Raw genomic sequence first — 25274 nt, forward strand, 5'->3', positions numbered from 1 at the left:
ACCATGCCTTACCTGAAGCCCATCACCATTTTTCCAATCAAATCTCTGGATGGTCTGGAGGTGACACAGGCAACCTTCTTGAAGGGAGGGGCGATCGCCCACGACCGTGAGTTTGCGATCATCGATCAGCATGGAGAATTCGTGAACGGCAAGCGCACCGACAAAATTCATCGATTGAGATCAGTGTTTGATCTGCCTGCCAGAATGGTGACAATGACCAATCAAGACAGCGCCCAGTCCCAGAAATTTCATCTGGACGACGAGCGACAGGCACTCTCAGCTTGGTTAAGTGACTTCTTTGGCTACACGGTTGAGCTAAAACAAGACCTTCACATGGGTTTCCCCGATGATCCTGATGCTAGCGGCCCGACAGTGGTGAGTACTGCGACATTAAAGGCGATCACCTCCTGGTTTCCCGAACTGAGTCTAGAAGAAGTGCGTCGTCGGTTTCGTACCAACCTCGAAATCGATGATGTTCCAGCATTTTGGGAAGACCAACTGTTTGGCGAGGCAGGACAGCTTGTGCCGTTTCAGATTGGTGATGTGGTGCTAAACGGGAGCAATCCTTGTCAGCGCTGTGTGGTGCCTACGCGAGACTCGTTGAAGGGCGATCGCTACCCCAACTTTCAAAAGACTTTTATCACTAAACGCCAGGGGACTTTGCCTGAATGGGCTGTCCCTCAGCGCTTCAATCACTTCTTCAAGCTAACTGTAAACACGCAGGTTGCAGCATCGGAAGCAGGCAAAACCATCAAACTTGGCGATGAAGTCAAGCTTTCCTCCACTTTCTCATTGCCAGGTTCTATCTAGTAGCGCCTAGAGGCTCTGCCTCCTCACTTTTCACGAGGCAGAGCTTCGGTATAAGCATCCCCAGGTAAAACCTGGGGACGAGATCAGCAGTGAGAAGCTTGAGGTGAGAGCAGCCTAGCTTTAGCGGAACATGCTGCTTACAGAGCTATCTTCGTGAATCCGCCAGATGGTTTCACCCAGCAGATTTGCCACAGATAGGACAGTAAGCTGCTTAAAGCGATTTTCTTCAGGGACAGGAATTGTATTGGTTACAATCACTTCCTCAAAGACTCCGCTCGACAATCGCTCAACCGCAGGAGGCGAAAACACGGCATGAGTCGCACAGGCATAAACCTGACGTGCGCCTTGTGCTCGTAAGAGCCTAGCTCCTTCACTGATTGTTCCGCCTGTGTCGATCATATCATCGACCAAAACAGCCGTTTTCCCAGCGACATCGCCGATTAGATTCATTACTTCGGCAACGTTGTGAGCCTGACGACGCTTGTCAATAATTGCCAGAGGGGCATCATTCAGCTTTTTGGCAAAAGCTCTGGCCCGAGCGACTCCACCTACGTCTGGGGAGACGACAACCAAATCAGGAAGCTGCTTGCTTGCCAAATAGTCCAGCAGCACGGGTGAACCGTATACGTGATCAAAAGGAATGTCAAAATAGCCCTGAATCTGAGCGGAGTGCAGATCCATTGCTAGAATGCGTCCTGCGCCTGCTTGAGTAATCAGGTTGGCAACCAGTTTTGCTGTGATCGATTCTCGTCCAGCGGTTTTGCGATCGGCTCTGGCGTAGCCATAGTAAGGAATAACTGCTGTTATTTGCCGGGCTGATGCCCGCCGACAGGCATCCACCATAATCAGCAGTTCCATTAAGTGGTCGTTTACCGGACAGCAGGTTGGCTGCATCAGGTAAACATCACAGCCACGAATGGATTCTTGAATTTGGACGTAGAGTTCTCCATCCGCAAATCGCTTGCGAACCATCGGGCCCAAATCCATGCCGAGGTAACGAGCTACCTCTTGGGCTAAGGGCACATTAGCGGAACCCGAAAAAAGCCTCAGACGGCTATTGTCTGCGACGGGAGGTAGAGGAGGCTGAAGGGTCAGAGTTGCAGAGCGGATCACAACAAATCCTCAAGTCTAATCACCGCAATCTTATCATTTCGAGTCAAAAACATGTTCTGCTGCAATTCTAGACTGGGTTGTAGGAGTTAAATTTTAACAGGGTATAACTTCTACGACCTATTTGCCTCAGCAACAATGCAGGATTGTTGATAGTTTTTAACTCCAAGAAGGCGATCGCAATGGGTGTACAAAAAATCAACAAACGCACTCCTGCTGGCACTTGATCAAGTTCTGGCTGATCAAATTTTGGGAGAAAGCTACCCGATCAATTTCTCAAGCATATTTCTAAACTGAACTGCAAATCTGCAATACGTTCCAGAGAAACTATTGCGTACGACAAGCTCATTGATAGTACAAATAATAGCGTTGAAGATCAGCGAAAAGACTTAAAAACATTGACGAGATGGATACGATTTCCTGCGGCAGATTAAGTAGCTTCACTCTTGACTGAAATTGATCTGCACAAATGGAAAATTTCCTTAAAAAAGCACCACACCTGTATAGGATGTAGTGCCTCTAAGATTGCGAATTGTTAAACCGCGATCGCCCTACGCCACGCTTTTTCCTGAAGTGGTGGAGGGACTTTAATCCTTGTAGCTGGTGCTGACTTCTTTTGAAAGCCGAGTGATCTAGAGGTCGCCGCCCCGGAATGCCAGAAGAAAAATCACAACAGGTCCAGAGATCATAATCATTGCTACCAGCGTGAGCTGTACGATTGCTTCCCAGTTAACGCCATTAAAAACGCTAGTCAGAGCCTCCATTGATCCTCCCAAGTAAACCTAATAAGTTTATTTTCTAAACTGAAAACACAACCGATATTCTACCCGTTCTGCGTCCTCATATTTTAAGGAACTTTACAAAATTCCAAAAAGCTTGAGGTTGTTTCAATGGAGAAGCGAGTCCGACAGGTAACAAAAATCGCTAAGCTCAGGAAGTGAACGATTTTTGGTCTAGTTAAAACTATGGCAACCTGGCGTTGTGTGCAGCAGTGCGGAGCCTGCTGTAATCTTGATCCAAGGGATCGCCCCGGCTTGGAGCTATATCTCTCACCCATTGAGCTAGAGCTATATCTCAGCATGGTCGGGGAAGAAGGATGGTGTGTCAACTTTGACCATACCACTCGAAAGTGCAACATTTATGACGATCGCCCCCGCTTTTGTCGGGTTGAGCCGGAGATTTTTCAGGATATGTACGGGATTGAGTCGGAAGAACTGAGCGATTTTGCAATTGACTGCTGTCGTGAGCAGATTGAAGGAGTGTATGGCGATCGCAGTCTAGAGATGCTGCGATTTGACCAGGAAGTTGGAATTTAAGCAAGTTTCGGGGAAATTTTACACCTTATAAGAGCGAACTGCTGTTCGCCCTAGTCACGCTCTAATCAGAATTAGAGTTAATGATTTTGTAAGCTTTAGCGGTAGGGGTTGATCTTTCAGGCAGGGTCAGGAATAAAATGAAAGGAATATGAAAAATCCCTAAAGCGATCGCCCGTGAAACTTTCTTCTCCTGCGCCTGGCTTGTTGATTTCTGAATTGGAGCCGACCGAGCGGCTGCCGAATCCTCCCCTTAATCTTCCTGAAGATCTGATTGAGAATAACCTAGAAAATCCTCAAGCCTCCATTCCATCCAAGCAACTGTCCCGTCGTCAGGAAATTGAGATTTTCTTTTCGACCTTCTTTACGATTTTTGTAGCGGAGTTAGGAGACAAAACTCAGTTAACGACGTTGCTAATGAGCGCAGAGTCTAATTCTCCCTGGGTTGTTTTTATGGGCTCGGGAGCAGCTTTGATTGCGACGAGTTTGCTGGGCGTACTGCTGGGTCGATGGCTGTCATCGCGAGTTTCGCCTAAGGTGCTGGAAACGGCAACGGGCACCATTTTGCTGCTCGTTTCGGTGTTACTGCTGTGGGATGTAATTAGCGCTTGATAGGATTATGGACTGGAATTTACTTGGACTCAGCTTTGCGACTGTTTTCTTATCAGAGCTTGGAGACAAAAGCCAACTAGCGGCGATCGCCCTCAGCGGCAATTCTAAATCTCTGCGGGCTGTCTTCTTAGGAGCAGCATCGGCACTCTTGTTGGCTAGCTTTTTGGGCGTAATGCTTGGGGAAGGAGTTTCCCAAATCTTGCCAACTCGTTGGGTTAAGGCGATCGCAGCGATTGGGTTTGCAGTTATGGCAATTCGCCTGCTCTGGTTTGAGGCAGATTCAACCCAATCTGAAGAGGCTTAAAAACTGGGTTGTGCGTAAAACGACAAAACAGGAGGACAAGCCTCCTGTTTTGTCGTTTTACTCCTTTCCCACTAAAAGATCAGGGATGCACCCCCGAGTCGTGGGGGTGCATCCCTGATCTTTGACCGGAGAGGGAGTAACTAAATTTTATGCTGGGTTGCGATAGAGGGAGGTGAGCAGCGTTCCAGCCGCAGCCAGCTTGGTCAGTTCGAGAGTCCAATAGCCCCAGTGCATTTGATCCATTGCTGCAGGAATTGCCGCAGCAGGCTCAAACAAATTGAGTTGAAGCCCTAAGGTGCTCATAGTTGGCGCTAGTGCGTAGGTATAAGCAAGAGCGATCGCGAGCAGCAAACCGGACAGGATCAGCGTTAGGCGGCGATTGCGGCTTGAGTCAGCTTGGACGTTGTAAAGTACCAGGACACCCGTTAGTACCAGGGCAGCGCACAGTAGCTCTATTCGGTTAAAGACCCAGAAAATGGAGTAGCCAGCCGATGCAAAGCTAGACTGAGTCATCATGCCACCCGCATACATTCCTGGCATGATCACCAAATCTAGAATCAGGCTGCTACTTAACCAAAAAGCCAGGGTAAAAACAGCGATCGCTTGCCATTTAGGTTGCTTGAATTTGGTGATAGAGACAGCAGTCATAGACCTTCCTTAGAGTTCTGGCTTCTCTTTCAGACTAGCGAAGATCTCTAGTAAAAATCGTGAACTATCGTTGCTAGAAAACATAAATTATCATTTCAAACTGTCTCGTTAGTTCACTGTCTTGTTAGCCTGCTGTCTCGTTAGTTCAACATTTTGTCAATCCGCTATCTCATCAGCCTTTGGTTCTGCGGATGTGATCCATAATTTGCTGTTTACGCTGATCAGTCAGACGAACAGTAGGTTTAATAAAGTCGCCTGTGCTACGAGCAAGATGCTCCATCACTCGTTTCTTACGATCGGTTGATGCCATGAGAAAAATACCAGTGAGTTGTTTTAGATTGACGGAAATAGAACTTAATCAGTACCGGATTTGAGCAAGAGTTTGGCAATTCCAAATCTCTACTGAACAACGACCTGACTGCCATGACCGCGTGGGTCGTCAACGACTGCTTTCGGCATAGCAACGGTGTTAACTTCAGAAGTTCGCCCCGTCGCTTTGGCATGGGGCAGCGGCACTCCTACAATCAGCGCGTCCAGGTTATCGGTCATGATCGTGTGCGGCTGTTCGCCAATGGTGCTGGCGATCGCCTCCCCAGCATTATCCAAAAAGACAAAGTGGGGAATGCCGTCTACCCGATAGTGCAGCATTTCGGGGAGCCATTTGCTGTTGTCTACGTTGAGCATCACGAAATTAACGCGATCTCCATACTGCTGCTCAATTTCAGCAATATCAGGAGCCATTGCCTGACAGCTTGTACACCAGTTCGCGTAGAACTCCATCAGCGTTGGTTTGCCACTGGTTAAAGCAACTTCCAGTGGGGTAGACTGCTCTGCCAGGGCTTCGAGTGTTCCGGTCGGCGTTTCAGACCGCAAACCAAAGAATAACGCTGAACTTAGCACCACTGCCACCAGCACAATGAGCAAATTTCTGATGCGGGTAGCAAAAGCAGAGGTAGCCCGCAACGAGGCTTCATTGGAAGAATCAGATGAATTTCCAGTCATAGGCATTTGGGTTCTTGTACAGCTGGTAGGTAATTAGTAATAGGTGGGAAAGCTGTTTTTCCTGCCTACTACCACCTACCTACCCTTTCTACACAGCTTTTTTCTGCAACTTCTACAATCTAGGAGAATGTATCTAGCTTGCACTGATTTTAGTGTAACCGAACTTAACAAAAGGCTCTGGACTGTGAAAAAACGCGTGACACTTACCTTTCCAAAACGCTCTGTTCACATGCCCGTGACCTACCGGTTGGCAAAAGATTTTAACGTTGCTGCAAATATTATTCGAGCGCAGGTAGCGCCCAATCAGATTGGTACCCTTGTTGTAGAGCTATCCGGCGATATCGATCAGCTAGATGCTGCGATGGACTGGATGCGATCGCAGGATATTGGCATCTCTCTTGCGAGTCGAGAAATTTTGATTGATGAAGAGGTCTGTGTTCACTGCGGTTTGTGTACTGGCATCTGCCCTACAGAAGCGCTCAGCCTTGATCCTCAAACTTTTCGGCTTAACTTTACGCGATCGCGCTGTATCGTCTGTGAACAGTGTGTTCCGACCTGTCCAGTTCAGGCAATTTCTACTAATCTATAGGTAATATGACTTATTGCGATCGCGTACTCCTTACTCCGTAGTCAGCAACTAATGACCTATAACGCGAAGCCAACTGCGAAGAAATTCCTTCCCTGGTTGTCTCTTAGTCTTTTGCTAGCTGCTTACAGCACTTTTAGCTGGTATGTTTACCATCTCACGATTACCTGGGTGGTCTGGGTTTGTGTTATTGGGTTTGCTGTACTGCAAGCGCTATTGCTAACGACTTTCGCTCAAGGGTTTAAGGCAATGGTTGGCAGATGGTTAAGCTCTGATACGGGCTATTTCACTACTGTCCTCAGTCTTGCTTTTTTGGCCACAACTGTTCTGGTTTGGGCTCATGTCTTTGGCTATCTCATTACCATTATTGCAACCGAAGTTTTAGCTCGATTAGATTTGCAAAACCGTGGCTTTAGTCGAGCGCAATCCCTATTCATTTTGACCCTGGTTTCCCTAACTGGACTGGTAATCGGTTGGGTTGTAAGTTACTCGCTATGATTTGCCACAAAAAAAGCAGCCTTGGAGGGCTGCTGTTGTATGTACTTGGTACATGAGGAGCTATTAATCTCTAGATTAGAGCTAACCGCATTTCAAGCGAGCCAAGTTACCGTTTTTGATACGTCCTTTATGGCAGTAGAGCTTACGCGTTTTTCTTGTTCTTCTTGCTCTTTTTTTCGGACTTCTTGGAATCGGTTTGGCTGATAGCCCCAATCACGTTTTTGGCGGTGCCTAAAGCACTTTCAACCGTCATCTCAGCGGGAGAGGCGATCGCCAGCGATCGCTGAAGTATTTCTTGGGCTACCTCTTTGAGCGAGTCCACTACATCAGCTAGGGTTGGTCTAATCTCGCCAAGCGAACTCTTTACCGCCTCAGCCGTGTCTCTGACAGTCGGCTTTACCGCCTGAACCCCATCTTGTACCTTGGACGTGGCGCCCTCCATCGCACCTTTGGAATGTTCAAGATGCTGATCAGCACCCTTAGAATCACTCGTTCCATTCTTTACTTGAGAAGCTTTCTGAACTAATCGATCAACAGTAGCCGCTACAATTTCAGCCGCGATCGCAGATGCAGCAACGGTACCAGCCTGCCGCAGGCTAGCTCCTAAAGTTCCCTTTTCACCACCGCTGTCCTTTTGTTTAGTCAGTTTCTGCTTATTTTTTGACTTTTTCTTAGCCATTATTCAAACTTAAACTCATACTTTCTTCGTTAAGTCCTACAATCTAACTTATCTTTTTGAGGTCGGACTCTACACTAAGGTGCCTATCACAAGGTTGAACTTTCTGCTTTGAGATAGAGCTGCTAAAGACCATATTCAACTCAGACTTATCTCCTTCTAGCTAGATGGCTTTTCGCCATCTGAGCGCTAAGCTGAGCAGTAATGAACCGAGGACTGTAGTGCTGTGGTTGTGCTCTCAGGAAAATTGTTGAGTTCATTTTGTTGGCTATTGCTTCAGAGCCAACCCATTAATCCTATTTATTCTACCGCTCCTCCGATTTGGGCACAGTTGTTCACGGTATTGGTGATCGGGTTGCTCACAGCTTTTGCATTCCAGCTTTTGTTAACCGTTTTGGGAATTGCCCTGGGAATTTCTGTACTCAAAGTTGGTTCGTCTGAAAGCGCTCACGAGGATGATCGCTCCTCCAATTCTTCCACAATAGGGCTGTTAGCGGGTTTTGGAGTTTTTCTAACAGTCAATACTGTGTTATTTGCAGCCTGTTTTTTAGCTACAAAATTTGGGCAGATTAGTGACCCCATTGCTGGGGCGATCGCAGGCATCGTGATCTGGTCAGCCTACTTCCTATTAATGTTATGGCTTAGCTCCACTGCGGTAAGTTCATTAGTTGGAGTGATTTTAGATGCACTAACGGGTGGCTTTCGACGCATTGTTGCAGCGATCGCCAATGCGCTAGCAGGCAACAAAGCAGAACCTATTACCGAAGAACAGATGTTGAGCAGCATTCGAGAAGAAATGCAGGCTGCTCTCGACACCGTGAATCTGCGTCAAATGATCGAAGAACAATTACAGACGATTCCTCTACCATCGGTTCAAGCGGGTTCATCGTCGCACCTATCCCAGTCTATTTCAGCAGCTAATGATGTAGCGTCCAGTTCGCTCAACCTGACCACTACAGAACTTTGGCAGCAGATCACAACCTACTTACAAGATGCCAGTTCTAAAAGCTTGACTCCCAAGCGAGTTGAGCGCAAGCTCCAAAAAATGCTGCAAGCTGGCACAGCTAACGGACTGGCTGGCAATCCTGCCCTTGATCTGGACGCTCTCGCCCAAGTCCTCGATCAGCGAGAAGACCTGAGTGACAATCGAAAGCAACGTATCTTGGACCAACTTGAGCAAACATGGCAACAGTTCTTGCAGGAATCATCGATCGCTGAAATGACTGAACCTGAGATTGCTGATTCGGAATCAGACGCGATTGCAGCACCTTCGTCAGAGGAGCGATCGCCCACTACAACAAAACTGCTTCAATCGGCTTTGGATACTACCGTTGATCAGGTTTTGACCCACTTACCCAAACTTTTACAGCAGTCAGATCTGTCACTGCCCAAAGAGGTTGGACTCGCTCCCATGATTCTATCGATCGCGCTTGCCAAGGTAAAGGATTCCGTTGATGGCAATGCTGTAGTTGATACTGTAGTCGATAATTTGCCTTCCCTAAATGTACCTTCCTCAAAAGACAATGACTCAAACGACACTAACTTTAAGCAAGCACTTGAAGGACTACTCGCTTCATCCATTAGCCTGCCAAATTTAAATCAATCTTTAATTACACAGGCTACTCAGCTGCGGGAAAAGGCAATGCAGCCAATTGATTCAATTCAGCGGTCGGCACAAGAGCGCATTGATACTGTGAAGCGCCAGACTCAACAGCAGTTTGAAATGACTCGAAAAGCAGCAGCAACCGCAGCATGGTGGCTCTTTTTAACAGCGTCTACAGGCGCAGCTTCGGCCGCTTTTGCAGGTGCGTGGGCAGCTGGATTTAATCCCGTAGAATTTTTCTCCTCATATGTTTCTTCATCTGTAGCAATTCTAAATGGGTTGTGAAAGCACCGCTCTGTGACTCTCTTAAGGGGATTGTGAAGAGCCGCTGACCGTAGTAAAAATAGACACATTTTTTATCAGATTTTTTCAAGCTGAGCGGATAGAATTTGGATGTTTGATGGCGATCGCGCCGTCCCATGTCTTCGATATGAATTCCGTAGGGGCATGGCATTGCCATGCCCCTACAGACGGGATTCAGATGCGTAAATCATACTCATACTCAGCTTTGGATTGGCTCATTAGTCATTGAACTCTGGTTAGACGGTTTGAGAAGGTCGATAACGCTTCACTAATTCACTAAAGAGGAGATTTTAGGAATGGACTATGCTGAGGCACTCAAGTGTGCACTTCTTTCGCAAGAAGTCTACAAAAATTTTTCCCAGCTTCGCTTTAGTGGATTTCCCGACATCACGCCAGATTTAATCGACCAAGCAGATACTGATACCCAGTTTGCAATGCTGTCAGACGCTACGAATGAATCTGTTTATGTCACTTTTCGCGGCAGTGAAAAGCGGCTGGATTGGGAAACAAACCTGGACTTTGAGCAAGAAGTTGTTGAATTTCGACAGGAAGTAATTGAAGGGGAAATTGTTCAGGAACAAGAACAAGTCTACCCTTACAAGGGCGCTAGCCAGTCTGGGGCAAAAATGCATCGAGGATTCTCAGAGGCTTATTTATCTGTACGAGGACAAATTCATCGCTACTTAAAAGATCGAAGTACTGTCACTCACTGTACTGTTACAGGGCATAGTCTGGGCGGTGCGCTGGCGACTCTCTGTGCAGTGGATATTCAATACAATTTTCCAAATGTAGCGATCGCCATTTACACGTTTGGTACTCCCAGAGTGGGTAACGACGGCTTTAGAGAATCTTTTAATCGTCGCGTCCCTAATAGCTCCCGATTTATCTATGGAATGGATATGGTGCCCGCCCTTCCAAGAACCTGGCAAGGTTATCGGCACGTTGATACAGAGTACAGATTGGGTCCCCGCTTTAGCCTCAACTTTCTCTCTCGCCGCTTTAAGGATCACGATATTCAGAACTATGTGAATGCGTTAAAAGAACAGGCACGATAATACGTTAGTGAGAAGTTTAGTGAGAAGTGAGTAATTGGGCGATCGCCTCAACTAATACTGCGGGTTCAATCGGTTTGGATAAGTGAGCCTGATAGCCTGCAGTTAGCGCTCGATTACGATCTTCTTCGCTAGCATAGGCTGTCAAGGCGATTGCCGGGATGAGTCCACCTTGATTGGGGGGTAGCTGTCTAACTTGCCGTAACAGGCTGTAGCCGTCTTCCTCCGGCATCCCGATATCACTCATGAGTAGATCGGGCTGAAATTGCGGTAATGCAACCAGTGCTTCCCTTGTAGAAGTGACGGTGAGGGCGATCGCACCGGCTTCTTCTATGACAAAAGAAAAAAACTCACGAGTATCTGGATCATCATCGACAATTAAGATCTTTTTGTCTACAAGCCTTGAAGAATGAGAAGTAGGATTAGAAGTCAACTCATCTTCCCTTTCCGTCTCATCTACTAAAAGCGGCAGTTTTACGGTAAAAGTTGCGCCTTGTCCCTCGCCCATACTTTCTGCATAGACACTGCCGCCGTGTAGCTCCACCAGTTGTCGCACAATAGCCAAACCTAATCCTAAACCACCATAGCTGCGGGTGATTGAGGCATCTGCCTGACGAAAGTGATCAAAGATATAAGGTAAGAAGTCAGGCGTAATTCCTTTGCCCGTATCGCTAACTCGAATCTGGGCTTCAGAGCCAATCGCCTCTAGCCAAATATGAACTTGACCTCCGGCTGGCGTGAACTTAATTGCATTGGATAAGAGGTTCCAAACAATCTGCTGTAGACGATTCGGGTCACCTGCCACCAGTCCCACTGATGGACTAAAGGAAAACTGAATGTGAATGGATTTTGCTTCTGCCGCCAGACGCATTGTCTCGATTGCCGCTTCGATACAGGTGACCAAATTCACAGGACAAACATTGAGGCTAAACTTACCTTGAAGAATGCGCGAAATGTCGAGCAGGTCTTCGATCAGTTGAGTTTGTAGTCTGGCATTGCGCTCAATGGTTTCCAAGGCACAGGTAGTTGTAGCTTCGTTAAACTGACGCGATCGCAACAGTTTTGCCCAGCCTAGGATGGCATTGAGAGGCGATCGCAACTCATGAGAAAGCACTGCCAAAAACTCATCTTTAACCCGATTTGCCTCCTGTGCCTGCTGATAAAGTTTGGCATTGTCTAACGCTAAGGCCGCGCGGTGAGCCAATTCCTCTGCCAAAGCAATATCAGCTTGAGTGTAGTGCCGACCTGACGCAGCCGTAAAGCAAAACGTCAGCACCCCCAACCTCTGGTTATGAACCGTCAGCGGCACAGCCATGACTGAACAAGGCTGATAGTCTTGCATAAATTGGAGATGTTCAGGATTGAGTGCAATCGCCTGCAGCCACTCATCAGAAACATAGGGAATAAAAGTTGTATCACCACTCAAAAGTACTTTAGCGACTGGATGATACTCCGACTTATTAGGTGGAATGTACTGTCGAATCTGCTCAAACCACGTCTGTTTCTCCGGATCAACATGATGACAAGCAACTCGCTGAATCTGATTGTCTGCCGTGACTACATCAAAAAAGCAACAGTCTGCCAAGAAGGGAACTGCCGAACGAGCAATACTGGTGAGCGTGGTTTGATAGTCTAAAGAAGTGGCTAATACTGAACTAGATTCAGCCAAAAAGCGCTGCCCTGCTTCGACTTGCTTAATCTCTTCAATATCAGTTGCAGTGCCAAACCAATAGAGAATGTCTCCCTGGTCATTCTTCAGTGGCACGACACGGGCTAAATGCCACCGGTAAGTCTGGTCAAACCGCTTCAGGCGACACTCTACTTCATAAGCTTCTCCAGCCTGAATTGCTTCCGTCCGGGTTGCTAGGGTTGATTCAAAATCGTCTGGGTGAATGACTTCGCGCCATAGACCCACACCCAGTTCTAAAGCTGCACCTGTGTATTCTTTCCAGCGATCATTGAAAAACTCAATCCTCCCATCTGGCTCATTAATCCACATCAACTGAGATACAGCATTTGCCAAAGTGCGATAGCGATTTTCGCTCTCACGCAGTTTTGCTTCTGCCTGCAAACGCTCAGCTTCATTGCGCTTGCGATCGCTGATATCGGTTGTACTACCAACAATACGAGTTGGTTGCCCGTCTGCGTTTCGAGAAACCACTAACCCCTGATCCTGCACATAAACATACTGGTTGTTTTTATGCCGAATTCGACACTCAATGGCGTAGCGATCGCCCTTTGCAACTGCTGCGGCAAATTCTGCATTAGCACGGGGCAGATCTTCTGGGTGGATTTGTGCTGACCACCACTCACTGGTAAGTTCAACTTCCTCTGGAGAGTAGCCCAGAATGTGTATCAGCCCATTGCTTCGCTCAACCGTACCCCGCTCAAAATCCCAATCGTAAACCAAACAATTGACAGCAGTTGTTGCTAGTTCAAAGCGTTGATTCGCTAACCGGAGTTCTGCCTCAATCTGCTTAAGGTGAGTGATATCGATTGCGCTGACACCCACTCCTAAAAGTTGACCATCGGGCAGGCAAACAGGATAGTAGTCAACCAGGCTATGACGAAGCAGCCCAGGAGGGTTAGTCTCACCGTTGATCTCCTGATTGAGCAAAGGTTCTCGGCTTTGCATCACCTGCTGTAGAACAGGGGTGAATATGGGTGCCCAACCCGGAAGAACTTCTTCTACAGTACGTCCTAAATGTTCATGAACAGGAATGCCATTCATTGCAGCGAGAGCTTCGTTGATGTGAACATAGCGCAAATTCTGGTCCAAAAAGGCGATCGCTACAGGTGAACTATTTAACAGTGCAGTGAGTAAGGCTTCACTTTCGCGCAGGGCATTTTCTGCCTGTTTTCGCTCAGTGATATCTTCGGTGATACCCATCACTGAACTAATTGACCCGTCGGGCGCAGGCTCAGGAATAATCCTCGACTGATAATACTTTCCCTCAAAATCGAACTCTACTTGCGTCACCTGACGAGTGGCGATCGCCTCATTACACTTTGACTCAAAGCGATCGCAAATCTCAGCAGGCAGCCCAACTTCACGCCCTGTTCTGCCCAAAAAATCTTGCCAGGGTATACCCGTAATGCGCTCTACGACAGGACTGATAAAAATGTGGCGTAAGTTGCAGTCAAGCCGGAAAACCACATCTGGCAAATTTTCTACAAGGGTATGAAACTCCTGCTTATAGCGGTCTAACTCTTTCTGCAAACGTATGCATTCTTCTTTGTAATTTCTGAAATCTTTCCTAGAAAGATCAATCGCTTCAGAAGTCATAAGCTATGTTTTTCCTCTAAAGCAAATCTAGGGCATTGCTAAGTGGAGATAGTTGAAACATGGGGGCATCTTATCTGCACTTGAATACATTCTTAGATTAGGAAATACCGATCTACTCAAAATCTTGGACATGCAGTCTGCACCTCGTCCTATAGTAACGAGAATATGCCAATTGGTATAGATTCTAATGTATCAAAGGAATGATATCTATTACTAAACGATATCAATGCAGAGGTTTGCAGATCTTGACTTCCTTAGAGGGCTAAAAATTTAAGGAATTTAGTAAAAGAGAAAAGAGAAATGTTGGGATGGACTTTTTTTGGCGATTGCCCCAGCCAGTAACTCCTAGACCTACCCAGAGATAGGTTCACGATCAAAAGTTCAGCGCTTAGGGTACAGGAGAAACGGTTCTAGAGTCTGTCTAAATGGAGAAAAATTATGCAACTCGCCGAAAAAGTAGCGCTAATCACTGGAGCGGGTTCTGGAATTGCCAAAGCGACTTCTTTATTGTTTGCTGCTGAAGGAGCAAAAGTAGCGGCACTGGGCCATAGTGAGGATGAATTAAAGCAGACTGTAGAAGAAATTCAGGCAAAGGGTGGCGAGGCAATTCCAGTAATTGCAGATATCTCCCAGCCAGATCAGATGCAGCAGGCGATCCAGAAAATTGAGCAACAGTGGGGAAGACTTGATATCGTATTTGCCAACGCAGGAATTAACGGAGTCTGGGCATCCCTGGAAGAATTAACCCCTGAGGATTGGGATAAAACGCTGGACGTTAATCTTAAAGGTACTTTCTTAACCGTAAAATATGCCGTTCCTTTGCTCAAGCAGCGCGGCGGTTCTGTAGTCATCACCTCATCAGTGAATGGAACTCGAATCTTTAGCAACACGGGCGCAACAGCCTATTCTTGCTCCAAAGCGGCTCAGGTTGCTTTCACTAAAATGGTGGCTTTAGAACTGGCTAAACATAAAATTCGGGTGAATGTGATTTGTCCGGGGGCGATCGAAACGAACATTGATGAAAACACCGAGCGTCGGAATCTGGAACATATTGCAGAACCAGTCGAGTTTCCTGAAGGCAAAATTCCGTTGACTGACGGCAAACCTGGCACCTCTGAGCAGGTTGCTCAACTAGTGATGTTTTTAGCCTCGGATCTATCTAGTCACATTACAGGCACTGAAGTTTGGATCGATGGTGCGGAGTCCTTATTGAAGGCATAAAAGTTGAAGGTATAAAAGCAGTGCGATTTAGTTTGTAAGTACCGCAACAAGCTTAGGCTGCAACAGGCTTGGAGTGTTGGGTTACACTTTGCTTCACCCAACCTACAGTAACTTAACTCTAGCAGGAGAAAACAGGTGGAATATCGGCATCTAGGCAAGCACGGCATCCGGGTTTCGGAGGTGTGCTTGGGATCTTGGCTGACATACGGCTCGGCAACGGAAGAAGATGTAGCGCGATCGTGCATCGAGCGGGCTTATGATTTGGGCATTAATTTTTTTGATACGGCAAATGTTTACGCTAGAGGAGAAGCCGAAAAGGTCGTTGGCAAAGTGTTGGGGCAATACCCACGTCACTCTTATGTGCTGGCAACGAAGGTTTACTTTCCGATGGGTAATGGTCCTAACGATCGCGGACTATCACGCAAACACATTTTAGAGCAGTGTGATGCCAGCTTAAAACGGCTGGGAGTAGAATACATCGATCTCTATCAAGCTCATCGCTATGACACATCTGTGCCTTTAGCTGAGACACTGATAGCGTTTGATCACTTAGTGAAGCAAGGCAAGATTTTGTATTATGGTGTGTCGGAATGGAGCGCTGGGCAAATCGCTCATGCCACTGATTTAACCCAATTAGCAGGGCTCAGTCCGATCGCCTCTAACCAACCTCAATACAACATGCTTCAGCGGCAAATTGAGAAAGCAGTGATGCCGCTTTGTGGACGCGAGGGAATTGGCATCATTAACTTCTCACCTTTGGCGCAAGGCTTACTCACAGGCAAATATAAGCCAGGGCAACCGCTGCCAGAAGGTTCACGGGCAAGTGACCCGAAGCAAAATGCATTCCTCAATCGGGGAGAACTAGATCAGCAGCTTCTCACTCAGGTTCAAAAACTGGTGCCCTTAGCAGAACAAGAGGGAATGAGTTTATCTCAGTTGGCTTTAGCCTGGTGTTTGAGGAACCCAGAGTTGAGCAGTGTAATCATCGGAGCAAGCAAACCCTCCCAGGTTGAGGAAAATGTAGGCGCAGTCGGCAAAAAGCTGTCAGCAGAAACTTTGGAAGCGATCGCCCAAATCATTAAAGATACTCATCTCACCGATGACTAAAACCTGAGTGCGACTTCTCAAAGAAATCGCAGATCTTACCTCTCAATCCAGTGCCGTTTTTACTGAAGCTAACTCGCTAGACGCAATTTAGGAGAATTGGAATGCCAGAGATTTGGGGCAAAATGCCCATTAAAGAACAGCCCTGGTCAACTGTTGGAGGCGTGCAGGGAGTTGAGCAATTTGAGCGAGGTGTAGAGCTAGACTGCGGCAATGCTCGGGTCATTATTAGCATCCTTGCGGCAAATTTGGTACGGGTGCAAATGGCTCCTAATAATGAGTTTTCACCCAGGCGATCGTGGGCTACACCCGTAGCAGATGAAGAATGGGATCAGGTGCCGTTTGAGCTACAGGAAACTCCAGAGTCTCTGGAACTAAAAACAGAGAAAATTCGCGTCACAATTGAACGCCATCCAGTCCAAATTACCTGTTTTGACTCGTCAGGACGAGCTTTTGCTCAGGATGCAGAACCGGGCATGTCCTGGCGGCAAGGGGCGATCGCCAACTGGAAGCAAATCGCAGAAGATGAACACTTCTATGGTTTTGGTGAACGGACAGGACTGCTAGATAAACGGAGCGATCGCCTCACCAACTGGACAACCGATTCACTCGACTACACCGCACTCACCGATGAGATGTATCAGGCAATTCCATTTTTTATGGCATTGCGACCCCAACTAGGCTACGGCATCTTTTTCAACACCATTTTCTGGAGCCAGTTTGACATTGGCGCTGAACAGTATGGAGTCTGGAAGATGCAAAGCCAGAGCAAAGACCTAGACTATTACATCATCTACGGACCTGAACCGGCTCAGATCCTACAAACATACACTCAACTGACTGGACGAATGCCAATGCCGCCCCGCTGGTCATTGGGCTATCACCAGTGCCGCTGGAGCTACGACTCCGAAGAAGAGGTACGTCAGCTTGCTCAAGAGTTCCGCGATCGCCAGATTCCCTGTGATGTGATTCACCTGGATATTGATTACATGCGCGGTTACCGCGTGTTTACCTGGAGTCCTAAGCGCTTTCCCGACCCCAAAACGATGGTAAAAGATTTATCTCAGGATGGGTTTAAGTTTGTCACAATCGTCGATCCAGGTGTAAAAGAAGAAACGGAAGCCGACTACTTGCCGTTTGAGGAAGGTTTAGAACATGACTACTTCGTGAGAACGGCTGAGGGCAAAATTTTTCATGGTTATGTCTGGCCCGGTCGTGCCGTTTTTCCGGACTTCTTGCGACCTGACGTGCGTGAATGGTGGGGCAACCTGCAAAAGGAGCTGACAGATGTCGGCATTGCAGGCGTCTGGAACGACATGAACGAACCCGCTATGAACGATCGCCCCTTTGGAGATCCGGGTAAGAAAATGTGGTTTCCGCTCGACGCTCCTCAAGGACCTGCTGACGAGCAAACTACTCACGCAGAAGCACACAACCTGTATGGGCAAATGATGGCGCGGGCCTGCGCTGAGGGATTGGAGCGGCTACGTCCGAATGCGCGATCGTTTGTGTTGACCCGATCTGGCTACGCAGGCGTGCAGCGCTGGTCTGCTGTATGGACAGGCGATAACCAGTCACTTTGGGAATATCTGGAGATGTCATTGCCAGCGCTCTGTAACCTGGGGCTATCTGGTGTAGCTTTTGTCGGGGAAGACATTGGCGGCTTTGCAGGCAACGCAACGGCGGAGCTATTCGCCCGTTGGATGCAGGTAGGAATGCTTTATCCAATGATGCGGGCGCACTCCACGACTGCCAGCGCTCGTCATGAACCCTGGGTGTTTGGCGATCGCGTCGAAAAGATTTGTCGAGAATACATCGAACTGCGCTATCGGCTGCTGCCCTACCTTTACACGCTATTCTGGGAAGCTGCCAGCACAGGCGCACCTATTTTGCGTCCACTGCTTTATCATTTTCCTAACGATCCCAAAACCTATAACCTCTATGATCAGGTATTGCTAGGGCCGTCACTAATGGCTGCACCCGTTTATAGACCTGGTGTTGAGGAGCGACTTGTATACCTGCCTGAAGGCGAGTGGTACGACTGGTGGAGTGGAGAAACGTACCAAGGTGCAACCCACATTCTGGCTCAAGCTCCTTTAGAAAAAATGCCGCTATTTGTTCGGGCAGGCGCAATTATTCCTCTGGCACCCGTGATGCAGTACACGGATGAACGCCCAATGGATGAACTGCGGCTACGAGTTTATCCGGGTGAAGGAGAATGGACACTCTATGAAGATGATGGGCACTCATTTGAGTACCGTACCGGCGCTTGGGCAACCACAACCTATCGAGTTCATACTGATGGCTCACAAACAAGAGTCGAAATCACAGCCCGCCAAGGAGAATGGCAGCCGCGATCGCGCCAGGTGATTGTAGAAGTCGTCGGCAAAGGAGAACAACAGTTTGAGGATGATGGAAGCGATCGCCGCCTTACCTTCTAACACCTAATACTTTGAATTGAAGGGGAAAGGGAGAGAAAGGGCAAGTGCCGTTGGCTGGCTTTCATTCCTTTCCCTTTTCCTTTTTTCGGAGCACTAAAGTTTCTAACGATGTGAAGCCTCATTATTTTTATCCAAAACAAACTTGCGTCTTTGTGAAGGATCGAGTGAATTGTACTCACCATAAAAGTTGGAAAACTCCCAAAACTTCTGGATAGCACGTAGAATTACGTTCTTTTGACGCGGTTGTTCAAATGATTGGAACTTAGCCTTAATTACGGATCTCATTGCTTTTTTCCTGGCTTTTTAGTTAACAATTCAAGTTTAGACAGCAACTCAAAAGTGTTCAATCTAGCAAATCAATAGCTTCTATGAATAACGTTCATACAGTTAGCTAATCAGCAAAATTTACAGAACTAGTAAGCCAAAAATAGCATTTTTATAAGCAATTAATAACTAATAAAAACTTGCTCATATCAATTCTCTTTAAGGCTGCATATTTTGGAGCGTGCCCCGCGTACGCGGGGCACGCTCCAAAATATGCAGCTTATGTAGAAACGGTATCAAGGCTATGTTATTCAAATTAGAAATTGCGATCTACTAAATTGTGTCGCTCCTATCCTGATTTGAACAGGTTCAATTTCAAAGAATAGTAATAGTACAGTTTCTAAAAATTCTAAGAATTGGAGCTATAAAGGAAAGGACACCCCGTAAAGGTTGAAATGCCCTTGATCCACTCGCGCGACAAACTAGATTCTGCAAGCTGCTACTCTGAACGCAAGCAAGCAGAGACAAAGCTACAAGAGCAAGAGCAATTTCTGCGGCAGATGATGGACAGCACATCCCCAACCCCTAATCCCCAATCCCCGATTCTGCTGCAGACCTTTAATTGGTAAGCTATCTTAACGGTGTTTGTAGCGATCTAGACTATGGCAACTATTAACGACAACTATCTCAAGCTGAAAGCAGGCTACCTGTTTCCAGAAATTGCACGACGGGTCAATGCTTTTGCAGAGGCAAATCCTGATGCCAAAATTATTCGTTTGGGAATTGGTGATGTAACGGAACCGTTGCCCCCAGCCTGTCGCGATGCCATGATTAAAGCGGTCGAGGACATGGGCGATCGCCAGAGCTTTCGAGGCTACGGTCCAGAACAGGGCTATGCCTGGTTGCGCGAAAAGATTGCTGCACAGGATTTTCAGTCACGAGGCTGTGAAATTGATGCCTCAGAAATTTTTATTTCCGATGGTTCTAAGTGTGACTGTGGCAATATCCTCGACATCTTTGGCAATAACAACTCGATTGCAGTGACTGACCCAGTTTATCCGGTGTATGTCGATACGAATGTCATGGCAGGGCACACCGGAGAGGTCAATGAGGCAGGGGAATATGGCGGTCTAGTCTATTTGCCGATCACAGCTGAAAACAACTTTACCGCACAGATTCCAACCGAAAAGGTAGATTTGATTTACCTCTGTTTTCCAAACAATCCGACGGGGGCGATCGCCAGCAAAACTCACCTTCAGGCATGGGTAGATTACGCCAGAACTAACGGTTCTATCATTTTCTTTGACGCAGCCTACGAAGCCTTTATCTCTGATCCTGATATTCCTCACTCGATTTACGAGATTGAGGGAGCGAGGGAATGTGCGATCGAATTTCGCTCATTCTCCAAAAATGCAGGCTTTACCGGAACTCGCTGTGCCTTTACCGTCGTTCCCAAAGCTCTGACCGCAAAAGCCGCCGATGGCTCAGATGTAGATCTGTGGAAGCTATGGAATCGTCGCCAGTCCACTAAATTTAATGGTGTATCTTATATCGTGCAGCGAGGAGCCGAGGCAGTCTACTCAGACGAAGGGCAAGCTCAAACCAAAGCACTGGTGAGCTTCTACATGGAAAATGCTCGAATCATTCGGGAGCAACTCACCGCAGCAGGGATACAAGTGTATGGTGGTGTGAATGCTCCTTATGTTTGGGTTAAGACTCCTAACGATCTCACTAGCTGGGAGTTTTTTGATAAGCTGCTGCACACTGTGAACGTTGTCGGCACTCCTGGTTCAGGCTTTGGTGCGGCAGGAGAAGGCTACTTCCGCATTTCAGCCTTCAACAGTCGAGAAAACGTAGAGGAAGCAATGGCACGAATCACCGAGAAGTTTAAGCTGTCATAGGGTTCGTCCAACATAGGTCTGACTTTTCTATAAAAACAGCTACAGCTAGAAATGCACCCTGTGACGCAGGGTGCATTTCTAGCTGTAACCTAAATTATTGGAATTAGGGTTGATTCCACATAACCCATCAAGCCTTACAGAGACGTTGCTTTGGCGCGAGTTTTCTTCGCTTCATAAAACTGAGAAGCGCCATACCCTAACGTATAAATCAGTCCAGCATTACTGGATGCGCCTACCGCAGCACCGACAAGCGGAATCAGTTCGACAATACCCAACCCAACTTTGAGGGCACTGGAACCACCCAGAGACAAGCCGAAAATACCTAGCACTTCGCCCCGTCGAGTTGGGTCGTTTAGCGGAAAGTCGTAGGCAGCGGCAATACGATACACCATCTCAGCCTGAAGCGTAGTGACTGCGGCGATGTCAACGGCAAAAAGGGTTAGTGCTAAAGGTGGAATAAAGTTTGTCAGTAAGCCAATGCCACCCGCTTTCATAGCAGTGTCTACCATGATGCGGTGAGCAAGCTGCTCTGAAGTTTCTGAAGGATATTGCTGGCGCAGTTGATCTACTTCTTTCTGCGCTTGCTCTATGTCAACCTGTCCTAAGGCAGTCATGAGCAGATTAATTCCTGGCACTTTGGAGGCGTACTTGGTGAACGGATGCTCTGCAATGGGGGCGACCATGTGTCCCACAGTGGTGGTGCCTTGTTCAACGAACTGTTGAGCTACAGGCATGACCACGTCTCCAACAGCGGTGGTAGCGCCAGCAACGCCGTCCGTTGCAAATTTGACGGCATCGGAAGTTGCTTTGGCAGCTGAAGCTCCGATGGTCATCGCGGTGGCGATCGCATCCTTAAAGGGGTCTTGCTGTGAATTCTTATCCTGGTTTGTCATCTCTCTCAATATAGATTTAGCTTAATTAAAACTCAAAATCTTTAGGTAGAAGCGATGCCCTACGCTATTTCAATCCTAAAGTCTTGGATTGCATTGAGTTCATATTATCCCAATGCTTTGTGAAGCTACATGTAACAAAGGGAGTAGTCCGAATGGCGTTTTACAACTTGCTAATTAAGAAAAGACTTGGCACAAACGTTCTGTTCGAACTTACTTAGGCTCTGCAATTTGAGCTTCTGTAGTCGTTAACTTGCGAGTCATTAAATAACGTTTTTGATCCGTGAATCCCAGCTTACGATAGACAGCTTGGGCGTTGGTATTAGCATGTTCTACTTCCAGGTGAAGTGTATGCACCTCCAAGGAACGGCAAACGTCCTCCAGAAATTGAAACGTTACTCTGCCAATACCCTGACCGCGATCGCTTTCACGGATATAAATTTCATCTACAAACGCATCACGTCCTAAATACTCTATGCTGTAGCCCAGCGTTAGAACTACGTAGCCAACTGCTTGCAGCTCGCGACAGATAAACCACACTCGTCCCCATTCTGGATGACGAATCAAATTTTCCAGCGCTGCCCGCACCTGCACCAGATCAAATGGGTGTCCATCGTACTCATAATATTCTTGAACAAGGATCAGCAGATTATCAACATCAGTCAGTTCTGTCAGTCTAAAGTCAATTTCCATCGCTTCAATGCTTTCAGACTTCTATTAAATATTCAACATTGAAGCAGATCTCCAACCTTTCGAGAAAGGTTGGAGATCTGTGCGCCTGGATAAAATAACATTCACACCACAACAAAATGATTGTTGGTCAGGTTGAGGTTTGGAGCAAGCGTTGCTAATTGCCTTGCAGCCTGACCACCAGTACCATCCTGGTCAAACCAGAGGGCACCTGTCGTATTGTTGTAGCCGATGCGATGAGTGATGGCAGTCGCAGAGGCTCCCAGAGTAAATTGGTTGGCTGCTAGTAACCCTGTTCGCAACCCTGAAAATCCACGAGATGAAAGCTGAATCAAATCAGTGGCAACTTCAAAGTCAAGGATTCGGTCGGCTCCTTCATTGGGTGCATTAAAGCTGAAGCGATCGCGCCCTGCTCCACCTGTGAGGCGATCGCGTCCTATGCCACCCGTGAGTAAATCATCTGCTCCCCCACCATTGAGCGTGTCGTTTCCAATTCCACCATTGAGCGTATCCCCCTGGCTACCGCCCAGCAGCGTATCATTACCGGCTAAGCCCTGTAGAATCACACTGCCTGCGGTAAACTCAGAAGCATTGATCAGGTTGCGGCTGTTGCCGCCAATCAAGGTCACGGATTCAATGCTTGTGAGCGTGTCTACATAGGGACGAACAATCGTGTTGGGGTTGGTATTGAGGGTAATCGTCAGTGTGGTGAGGCGGGTGTTGGTCAGAGTGTAATAGCGGACATCTCCGACCTCTAGGAGGCGATCGCTACCGCTGCCTCCGTTGATGGCGTCCCAACCTGCGCCACCTGTGATTACATCATTTCCTGCTTCGCCATTAATTCGGTCATTACCGGTATCCCCGTGCATAAAGTCATTGCCGTCTCCTCCCAAAAGGGAGTCATTGTTTGCCCCGCCCGAGATAAAGTCATTGCCATCAACCCCATTCAGGGAATCGTTGCCGTTATTTCCATAGAGGCGATCATTACCCATTCCACCGTTCAATATGTCGTGGCTTGACCCACCTCGGAGGTGATCGTTGCCAACTCTGCCATCAAGCCATACGGTGCCATTGGTGAAAGCAGAGGCGTTGATGATATTAGCTCCGCTTCCACCTGTGAGGTAGGCAGATTCCATACTGAGCAATGTATCAGTGCCTAATCCAGTGAGTCGAGTGTTGGTCAGGGTGAAGTTAACATTGCCGATTTCTTGAACCGAATCAAATCCGTTGCCGCCATGCAGGACATCATTACCTGTGCCACCGTGCAATCCATCAATCCCCTCGCCGCCATACAAAATATCATTTCCTGTGCCACCCCAAAGCTGGTCGTTTCCGGCATCTCCATTGATGGAATCATTTCCTCCTTCACCACGTAGGGCGTCATTTCCTGTGCCACCTCGAATGACATCAGCAAGAGAACTGCCGTAAACTGTGTCGTTGCCTCCTCCAGGTAGAATTCGCACACCTTCGATTTGAGTTCTGGGGAGGCGTACAATGCTCTCACGGTTGACGAGGAAATCGAGGCGATCGCCCGCTACCGAATTAATATCAATTGTGTCGGCAATCGCACCTGGAAATCCTCTAACCGTGACAACCCGACCATCATCCAATTGGCTATTTACAGGGGTATGAGTGACTCGCGCATTAGCATATTCAGCCGCGACTTCATAACCAATGGAGGCCAGGGTATTTGCAGCGCGAGAATCATTGCTGGCATTGTCCACAAAGGCGGCATAGAAGACGACCTGCCCGTTGTTAAAGGTGATTCGCCCTGCTTCCGATCGCTGAAAGTGATTTCCCAAAGCTGGCTTAGCCACAAAATCTCCCGGATTTCCTGTCCAGGAATTGTTGCCCCCTTTATTTTGAAACTCCAGCAGGTTTGCCCAATCAGGCGACAAGAAATCATTGCTAGGAGAAGGATAAATCGCATTATTGTAGGAACGGCTGGCTAAACCTTTGGTATTCACACCACGGTTGGCATCCAACCCCAAAATGCGCCAGAAAGCAGAATGAGAAATTGGATCGAGTAGTGAATTCTCGTTAGCATGAATACGCTGCAACATTCTCACCATTTCGCGTGGAGTAGACAGGTTATCAAATCCCGCTCGATAGTCGCCTCCCGGACCAGTAGTGTTATGGGCACTAGGGGCACCCGTTCCGGTCATGTAGCGGTTTACCCGCGTCACATTCAAACCGAGATTGCTTAACTCCTGGTTGATTTGATTTCTGCCCAGAAAGTCAATGAGCCGATTGGTTGCCCAGTTGTTGCTGTTGGCAATCATCGTTTCTGCCAGAAAGTTGAGGGTGTAGTTTGCGTTGGCAAGCAGACCCGGAATGGGGTTGTTGAGATCGCCCCCGTTACTGCCGTACTGGCTACCTGAATTAATTGTGGTCTGGTAAGAAACGTTTGGGTCGCGGTCAATCCGCCGCATTAGCGCATAGAGAATTCCAATTTTGATCGTACTGGATGTGCCAAAAGCCTGATCAGGATTAACGAGTGAACTTGCACCTGTGGTGAGGTTAATCACTGCTGCTCCAGAACGACCGGAAGCATTGTCTGTGTGAAAGTCGAGGCGATCGCGCAATGTTGAAAGAGAAGTTACCATTTTGAGTCTCCTGAGTGTGAGGTAAGTTGTCTCTCACTCCAGAAAAATTCTGGTGTTTTATGCAAATGAGAAATTTTTGTGGCGCTGATGGCTGTTAAACCCTTGTTACGAGGCTGCGCTTAGTCATGCCAAGTTATACAGAATTGGTCTCGCAAACTGGCACTATCTTTATGTAGGGGCAAAGCCTTGTGTACGGGCGAAGCGTTCGGACATAATGCTTGCAGCTCGATCGCAATCTCTCTGCCGAATGCTTCGCCCCTTGTATGTAAGCGCCAGCATCAGCGAGACTGCTGATAGACCCTGTCAGGAGTGAAGTACTCTGATTCGCCCTAGGGATAACCAAGCCTGTACGTA

General features: G+C 47.6%; 23 protein-coding genes. 13 read left to right on the forward strand and 10 right to left on the reverse strand.

Annotation, left to right across the window (positions count from 1 at the left end; all coding sequences use genetic code 11):
* Positions 1–3 precede the first annotated feature (3 nt).
* Positions 4–810, forward strand: coding sequence for an MOSC N-terminal beta barrel domain-containing protein (locus H6F88_RS25620; protein ID WP_190645642.1), 807 nt, complete (start codon positions 4–6; stop codon positions 808–810).
* Positions 811–930: 120 nt separating this feature from the next.
* On the opposite strand, the gene H6F88_RS25625 is transcribed toward H6F88_RS25620, so the two are convergent.
* On the reverse strand, positions 931–1923 hold the full coding sequence (locus H6F88_RS25625) for a ribose-phosphate pyrophosphokinase (RefSeq protein WP_347277316.1): 993 nt from the start codon (positions 1921–1923) through the stop codon (positions 931–933).
* 629 nt (positions 1924–2552) lie between these two features.
* On the reverse strand, positions 2553–2684 hold the full coding sequence (locus tag H6F88_RS25630; protein ID WP_190645643.1) for a photosystem II reaction center protein Ycf12: 132 nt from the start codon (positions 2682–2684) through the stop codon (positions 2553–2555).
* A gap of 201 nt (positions 2685–2885) precedes the next feature.
* On the opposite strand from H6F88_RS25630, the gene H6F88_RS25635 reads away from it, so the two are divergent.
* The 3 genes from H6F88_RS25635 (at position 2886) to H6F88_RS25645 (ending at position 4149) form a co-directional block, all read left to right on the forward strand.
* Complete coding sequence (locus H6F88_RS25635; protein ID WP_190645644.1) at positions 2886–3236, forward strand: YkgJ family cysteine cluster protein; 351 nt, start codon at positions 2886–2888, stop codon at positions 3234–3236.
* Between the two features lie 174 nt (positions 3237–3410).
* Positions 3411–3845 carry a TMEM165/GDT1 family protein gene (locus H6F88_RS25640; protein WP_190645645.1) on the forward strand — a complete coding sequence of 145 codons (435 nt, stop codon included), beginning with the start codon at positions 3411–3413 and terminating at the stop codon, positions 3843–3845.
* Between the two features lie 7 nt (positions 3846–3852).
* Positions 3853–4149, forward strand: a complete 297-nt coding sequence (locus H6F88_RS25645; RefSeq protein WP_190645646.1) for a TMEM165/GDT1 family protein — start codon at positions 3853–3855, stop codon at positions 4147–4149.
* Positions 4150–4296: 147 nt separating this feature from the next.
* On the opposite strand, the gene H6F88_RS25650 is transcribed toward H6F88_RS25645, so the two are convergent.
* From H6F88_RS25650 to H6F88_RS25660, 3 genes are all read right to left on the reverse strand, one after another.
* The gene (locus tag H6F88_RS25650; protein WP_190645647.1) at positions 4297–4797 is read right to left on the reverse strand and encodes a DUF4149 domain-containing protein; all 501 of its coding nucleotides are present in this window, start codon (positions 4795–4797) and stop codon (positions 4297–4299) included.
* A gap of 172 nt (positions 4798–4969) precedes the next feature.
* Positions 4970–5107 carry a hypothetical protein gene (locus H6F88_RS25655; RefSeq protein ID WP_190645648.1) on the reverse strand — a complete coding sequence of 46 codons (138 nt, stop codon included), beginning with the start codon at positions 5105–5107 and terminating at the stop codon, positions 4970–4972.
* A gap of 89 nt (positions 5108–5196) precedes the next feature.
* A complete protein-coding gene (locus H6F88_RS25660) occupies positions 5197–5799 on the reverse strand; it encodes a thioredoxin family protein (protein ID WP_190645649.1) in 603 nt (200 codons plus the stop codon).
* 184 nt (positions 5800–5983) lie between these two features.
* On the opposite strand from H6F88_RS25660, the gene H6F88_RS25665 reads away from it, so the two are divergent.
* Entirely contained in the window at positions 5984–6388 is a 405-nt protein-coding gene (locus tag H6F88_RS25665; RefSeq protein WP_190645650.1) for an NIL domain-containing protein, read from the forward strand.
* Between the two features lie 51 nt (positions 6389–6439).
* Entirely contained in the window at positions 6440–6883 is a 444-nt protein-coding gene (locus tag H6F88_RS25670; protein ID WP_190645651.1) for a hypothetical protein, read from the forward strand.
* Positions 6884–7025: 142 nt separating this feature from the next.
* Here the strand turns inward: H6F88_RS25670 and H6F88_RS25675 are convergent, their stop codons facing one another.
* Positions 7026–7562: a hypothetical protein gene (locus H6F88_RS25675; protein WP_190645652.1), complete on the reverse strand. Its 537-nt coding sequence runs from the start codon at positions 7560–7562 to the stop codon at positions 7026–7028.
* 247 nt (positions 7563–7809) lie between these two features.
* Between H6F88_RS25675 and H6F88_RS25680 the strand changes: the two genes are divergently transcribed.
* Positions 7810–9447 carry a hypothetical protein gene (locus H6F88_RS25680; protein ID WP_190645653.1) on the forward strand — a complete coding sequence of 546 codons (1638 nt, stop codon included), beginning with the start codon at positions 7810–7812 and terminating at the stop codon, positions 9445–9447.
* Positions 9448–9761: 314 nt separating this feature from the next.
* Positions 9762–10520 carry a lipase family protein gene (locus H6F88_RS25685; protein WP_190645654.1) on the forward strand — a complete coding sequence of 253 codons (759 nt, stop codon included), beginning with the start codon at positions 9762–9764 and terminating at the stop codon, positions 10518–10520.
* Between the two features lie 16 nt (positions 10521–10536).
* Here H6F88_RS25685 and H6F88_RS25690 read toward each other — a convergent pair whose 3' ends face one another.
* On the reverse strand, positions 10537–13737 hold the full coding sequence (locus H6F88_RS25690; protein ID WP_190645655.1) for a PAS domain-containing protein: 3201 nt from the start codon (positions 13735–13737) through the stop codon (positions 10537–10539).
* 504 nt (positions 13738–14241) lie between these two features.
* Between H6F88_RS25690 and H6F88_RS25695 the strand changes: the two genes are divergently transcribed.
* The 5 genes from H6F88_RS25695 (at position 14242) to H6F88_RS25715 (ending at position 20734) form a co-directional block, all read left to right on the forward strand.
* Entirely contained in the window at positions 14242–15024 is a 783-nt protein-coding gene (locus tag H6F88_RS25695; RefSeq protein ID WP_190645656.1) for an SDR family NAD(P)-dependent oxidoreductase, read from the forward strand.
* Positions 15025–15159: 135 nt separating this feature from the next.
* Entirely contained in the window at positions 15160–16131 is a 972-nt protein-coding gene (locus H6F88_RS25700) for an aldo/keto reductase (RefSeq protein WP_190645657.1), read from the forward strand.
* A 101-nt stretch (positions 16132–16232) separates the two neighbouring features.
* The gene (locus tag H6F88_RS25705; protein WP_190645658.1) at positions 16233–18569 is read left to right on the forward strand and encodes a TIM-barrel domain-containing protein; all 2337 of its coding nucleotides are present in this window, start codon (positions 16233–16235) and stop codon (positions 18567–18569) included.
* Between the two features lie 719 nt (positions 18570–19288).
* On the forward strand, positions 19289–19462 hold the full coding sequence (locus H6F88_RS25710) for a hypothetical protein (RefSeq protein WP_190645659.1): 174 nt from the start codon (positions 19289–19291) through the stop codon (positions 19460–19462).
* 33 nt (positions 19463–19495) lie between these two features.
* Complete coding sequence (locus H6F88_RS25715) at positions 19496–20734, forward strand: LL-diaminopimelate aminotransferase (RefSeq protein WP_190645660.1); 1239 nt, start codon at positions 19496–19498, stop codon at positions 20732–20734.
* 134 nt (positions 20735–20868) lie between these two features.
* On the opposite strand, the gene H6F88_RS25720 is transcribed toward H6F88_RS25715, so the two are convergent.
* From H6F88_RS25720 to H6F88_RS25730, 3 genes are all read right to left on the reverse strand, one after another.
* Complete coding sequence (locus H6F88_RS25720; RefSeq protein ID WP_190645661.1) at positions 20869–21627, reverse strand: hypothetical protein; 759 nt, start codon at positions 21625–21627, stop codon at positions 20869–20871.
* 210 nt (positions 21628–21837) lie between these two features.
* Positions 21838–22317 carry a GNAT family N-acetyltransferase gene (locus H6F88_RS25725; RefSeq protein ID WP_190645662.1) on the reverse strand — a complete coding sequence of 160 codons (480 nt, stop codon included), beginning with the start codon at positions 22315–22317 and terminating at the stop codon, positions 21838–21840.
* Between the two features lie 101 nt (positions 22318–22418).
* The gene (locus H6F88_RS25730) at positions 22419–24920 is read right to left on the reverse strand and encodes a serine hydrolase (protein WP_190645663.1); all 2502 of its coding nucleotides are present in this window, start codon (positions 24918–24920) and stop codon (positions 22419–22421) included.
* Between the last annotated feature and the right edge of the window lie 354 nt (positions 24921–25274).

The sequence above is a fragment of the Oculatella sp. FACHB-28 genome (assembly GCF_014696015.1).
GTDB lineage: Bacteria > Cyanobacteriota > Cyanobacteriia > Elainellales > Elainellaceae > JAAUTN01.

Excerpts from the sequence above, each read along its gene's own strand:
- H6F88_RS25620 (WP_190645642.1), top strand. The coding sequence starts at position 4 with ATGCCTTACCTGAAGCCCATCACCATTTTTCCAATCAAATCTCTGGAT.
- H6F88_RS25630 (WP_190645643.1), bottom strand. The coding sequence starts at position 2,684 with ATGGAGGCTCTGACTAGCGTTTTTAATGGCGTTAACTGGGAAGCAATC.
- H6F88_RS25635 (WP_190645644.1), top strand. The coding sequence starts at position 2,886 with ATGGCAACCTGGCGTTGTGTGCAGCAGTGCGGAGCCTGCTGTAATCTT.
- H6F88_RS25645 (WP_190645646.1), top strand. The coding sequence starts at position 3,853 with ATGGACTGGAATTTACTTGGACTCAGCTTTGCGACTGTTTTCTTATCA.
- H6F88_RS25650 (WP_190645647.1), bottom strand. The coding sequence starts at position 4,797 with ATGACTGCTGTCTCTATCACCAAATTCAAGCAACCTAAATGGCAAGCG.
- H6F88_RS25655 (WP_190645648.1), bottom strand. The coding sequence starts at position 5,107 with ATGGCATCAACCGATCGTAAGAAACGAGTGATGGAGCATCTTGCTCGT.
- H6F88_RS25660 (WP_190645649.1), bottom strand. The coding sequence starts at position 5,799 with ATGACTGGAAATTCATCTGATTCTTCCAATGAAGCCTCGTTGCGGGCT.
- H6F88_RS25670 (WP_190645651.1), top strand. The coding sequence starts at position 6,440 with ATGACCTATAACGCGAAGCCAACTGCGAAGAAATTCCTTCCCTGGTTG.
- H6F88_RS25675 (WP_190645652.1), bottom strand. The coding sequence starts at position 7,562 with ATGGCTAAGAAAAAGTCAAAAAATAAGCAGAAACTGACTAAACAAAAG.
- H6F88_RS25685 (WP_190645654.1), top strand. The coding sequence starts at position 9,762 with ATGGACTATGCTGAGGCACTCAAGTGTGCACTTCTTTCGCAAGAAGTC.
- H6F88_RS25695 (WP_190645656.1), top strand. The coding sequence starts at position 14,242 with ATGCAACTCGCCGAAAAAGTAGCGCTAATCACTGGAGCGGGTTCTGGA.
- H6F88_RS25705 (WP_190645658.1), top strand. The coding sequence starts at position 16,233 with ATGCCAGAGATTTGGGGCAAAATGCCCATTAAAGAACAGCCCTGGTCA.
- H6F88_RS25710 (WP_190645659.1), top strand. The coding sequence starts at position 19,289 with ATGCCCTTGATCCACTCGCGCGACAAACTAGATTCTGCAAGCTGCTAC.
- H6F88_RS25715 (WP_190645660.1), top strand. The coding sequence starts at position 19,496 with ATGGCAACTATTAACGACAACTATCTCAAGCTGAAAGCAGGCTACCTG.
- H6F88_RS25720 (WP_190645661.1), bottom strand. The coding sequence starts at position 21,627 with ATGACAAACCAGGATAAGAATTCACAGCAAGACCCCTTTAAGGATGCG.
- H6F88_RS25725 (WP_190645662.1), bottom strand. The coding sequence starts at position 22,317 with ATGGAAATTGACTTTAGACTGACAGAACTGACTGATGTTGATAATCTG.
- H6F88_RS25730 (WP_190645663.1), bottom strand. The coding sequence starts at position 24,920 with ATGGTAACTTCTCTTTCAACATTGCGCGATCGCCTCGACTTTCACACA.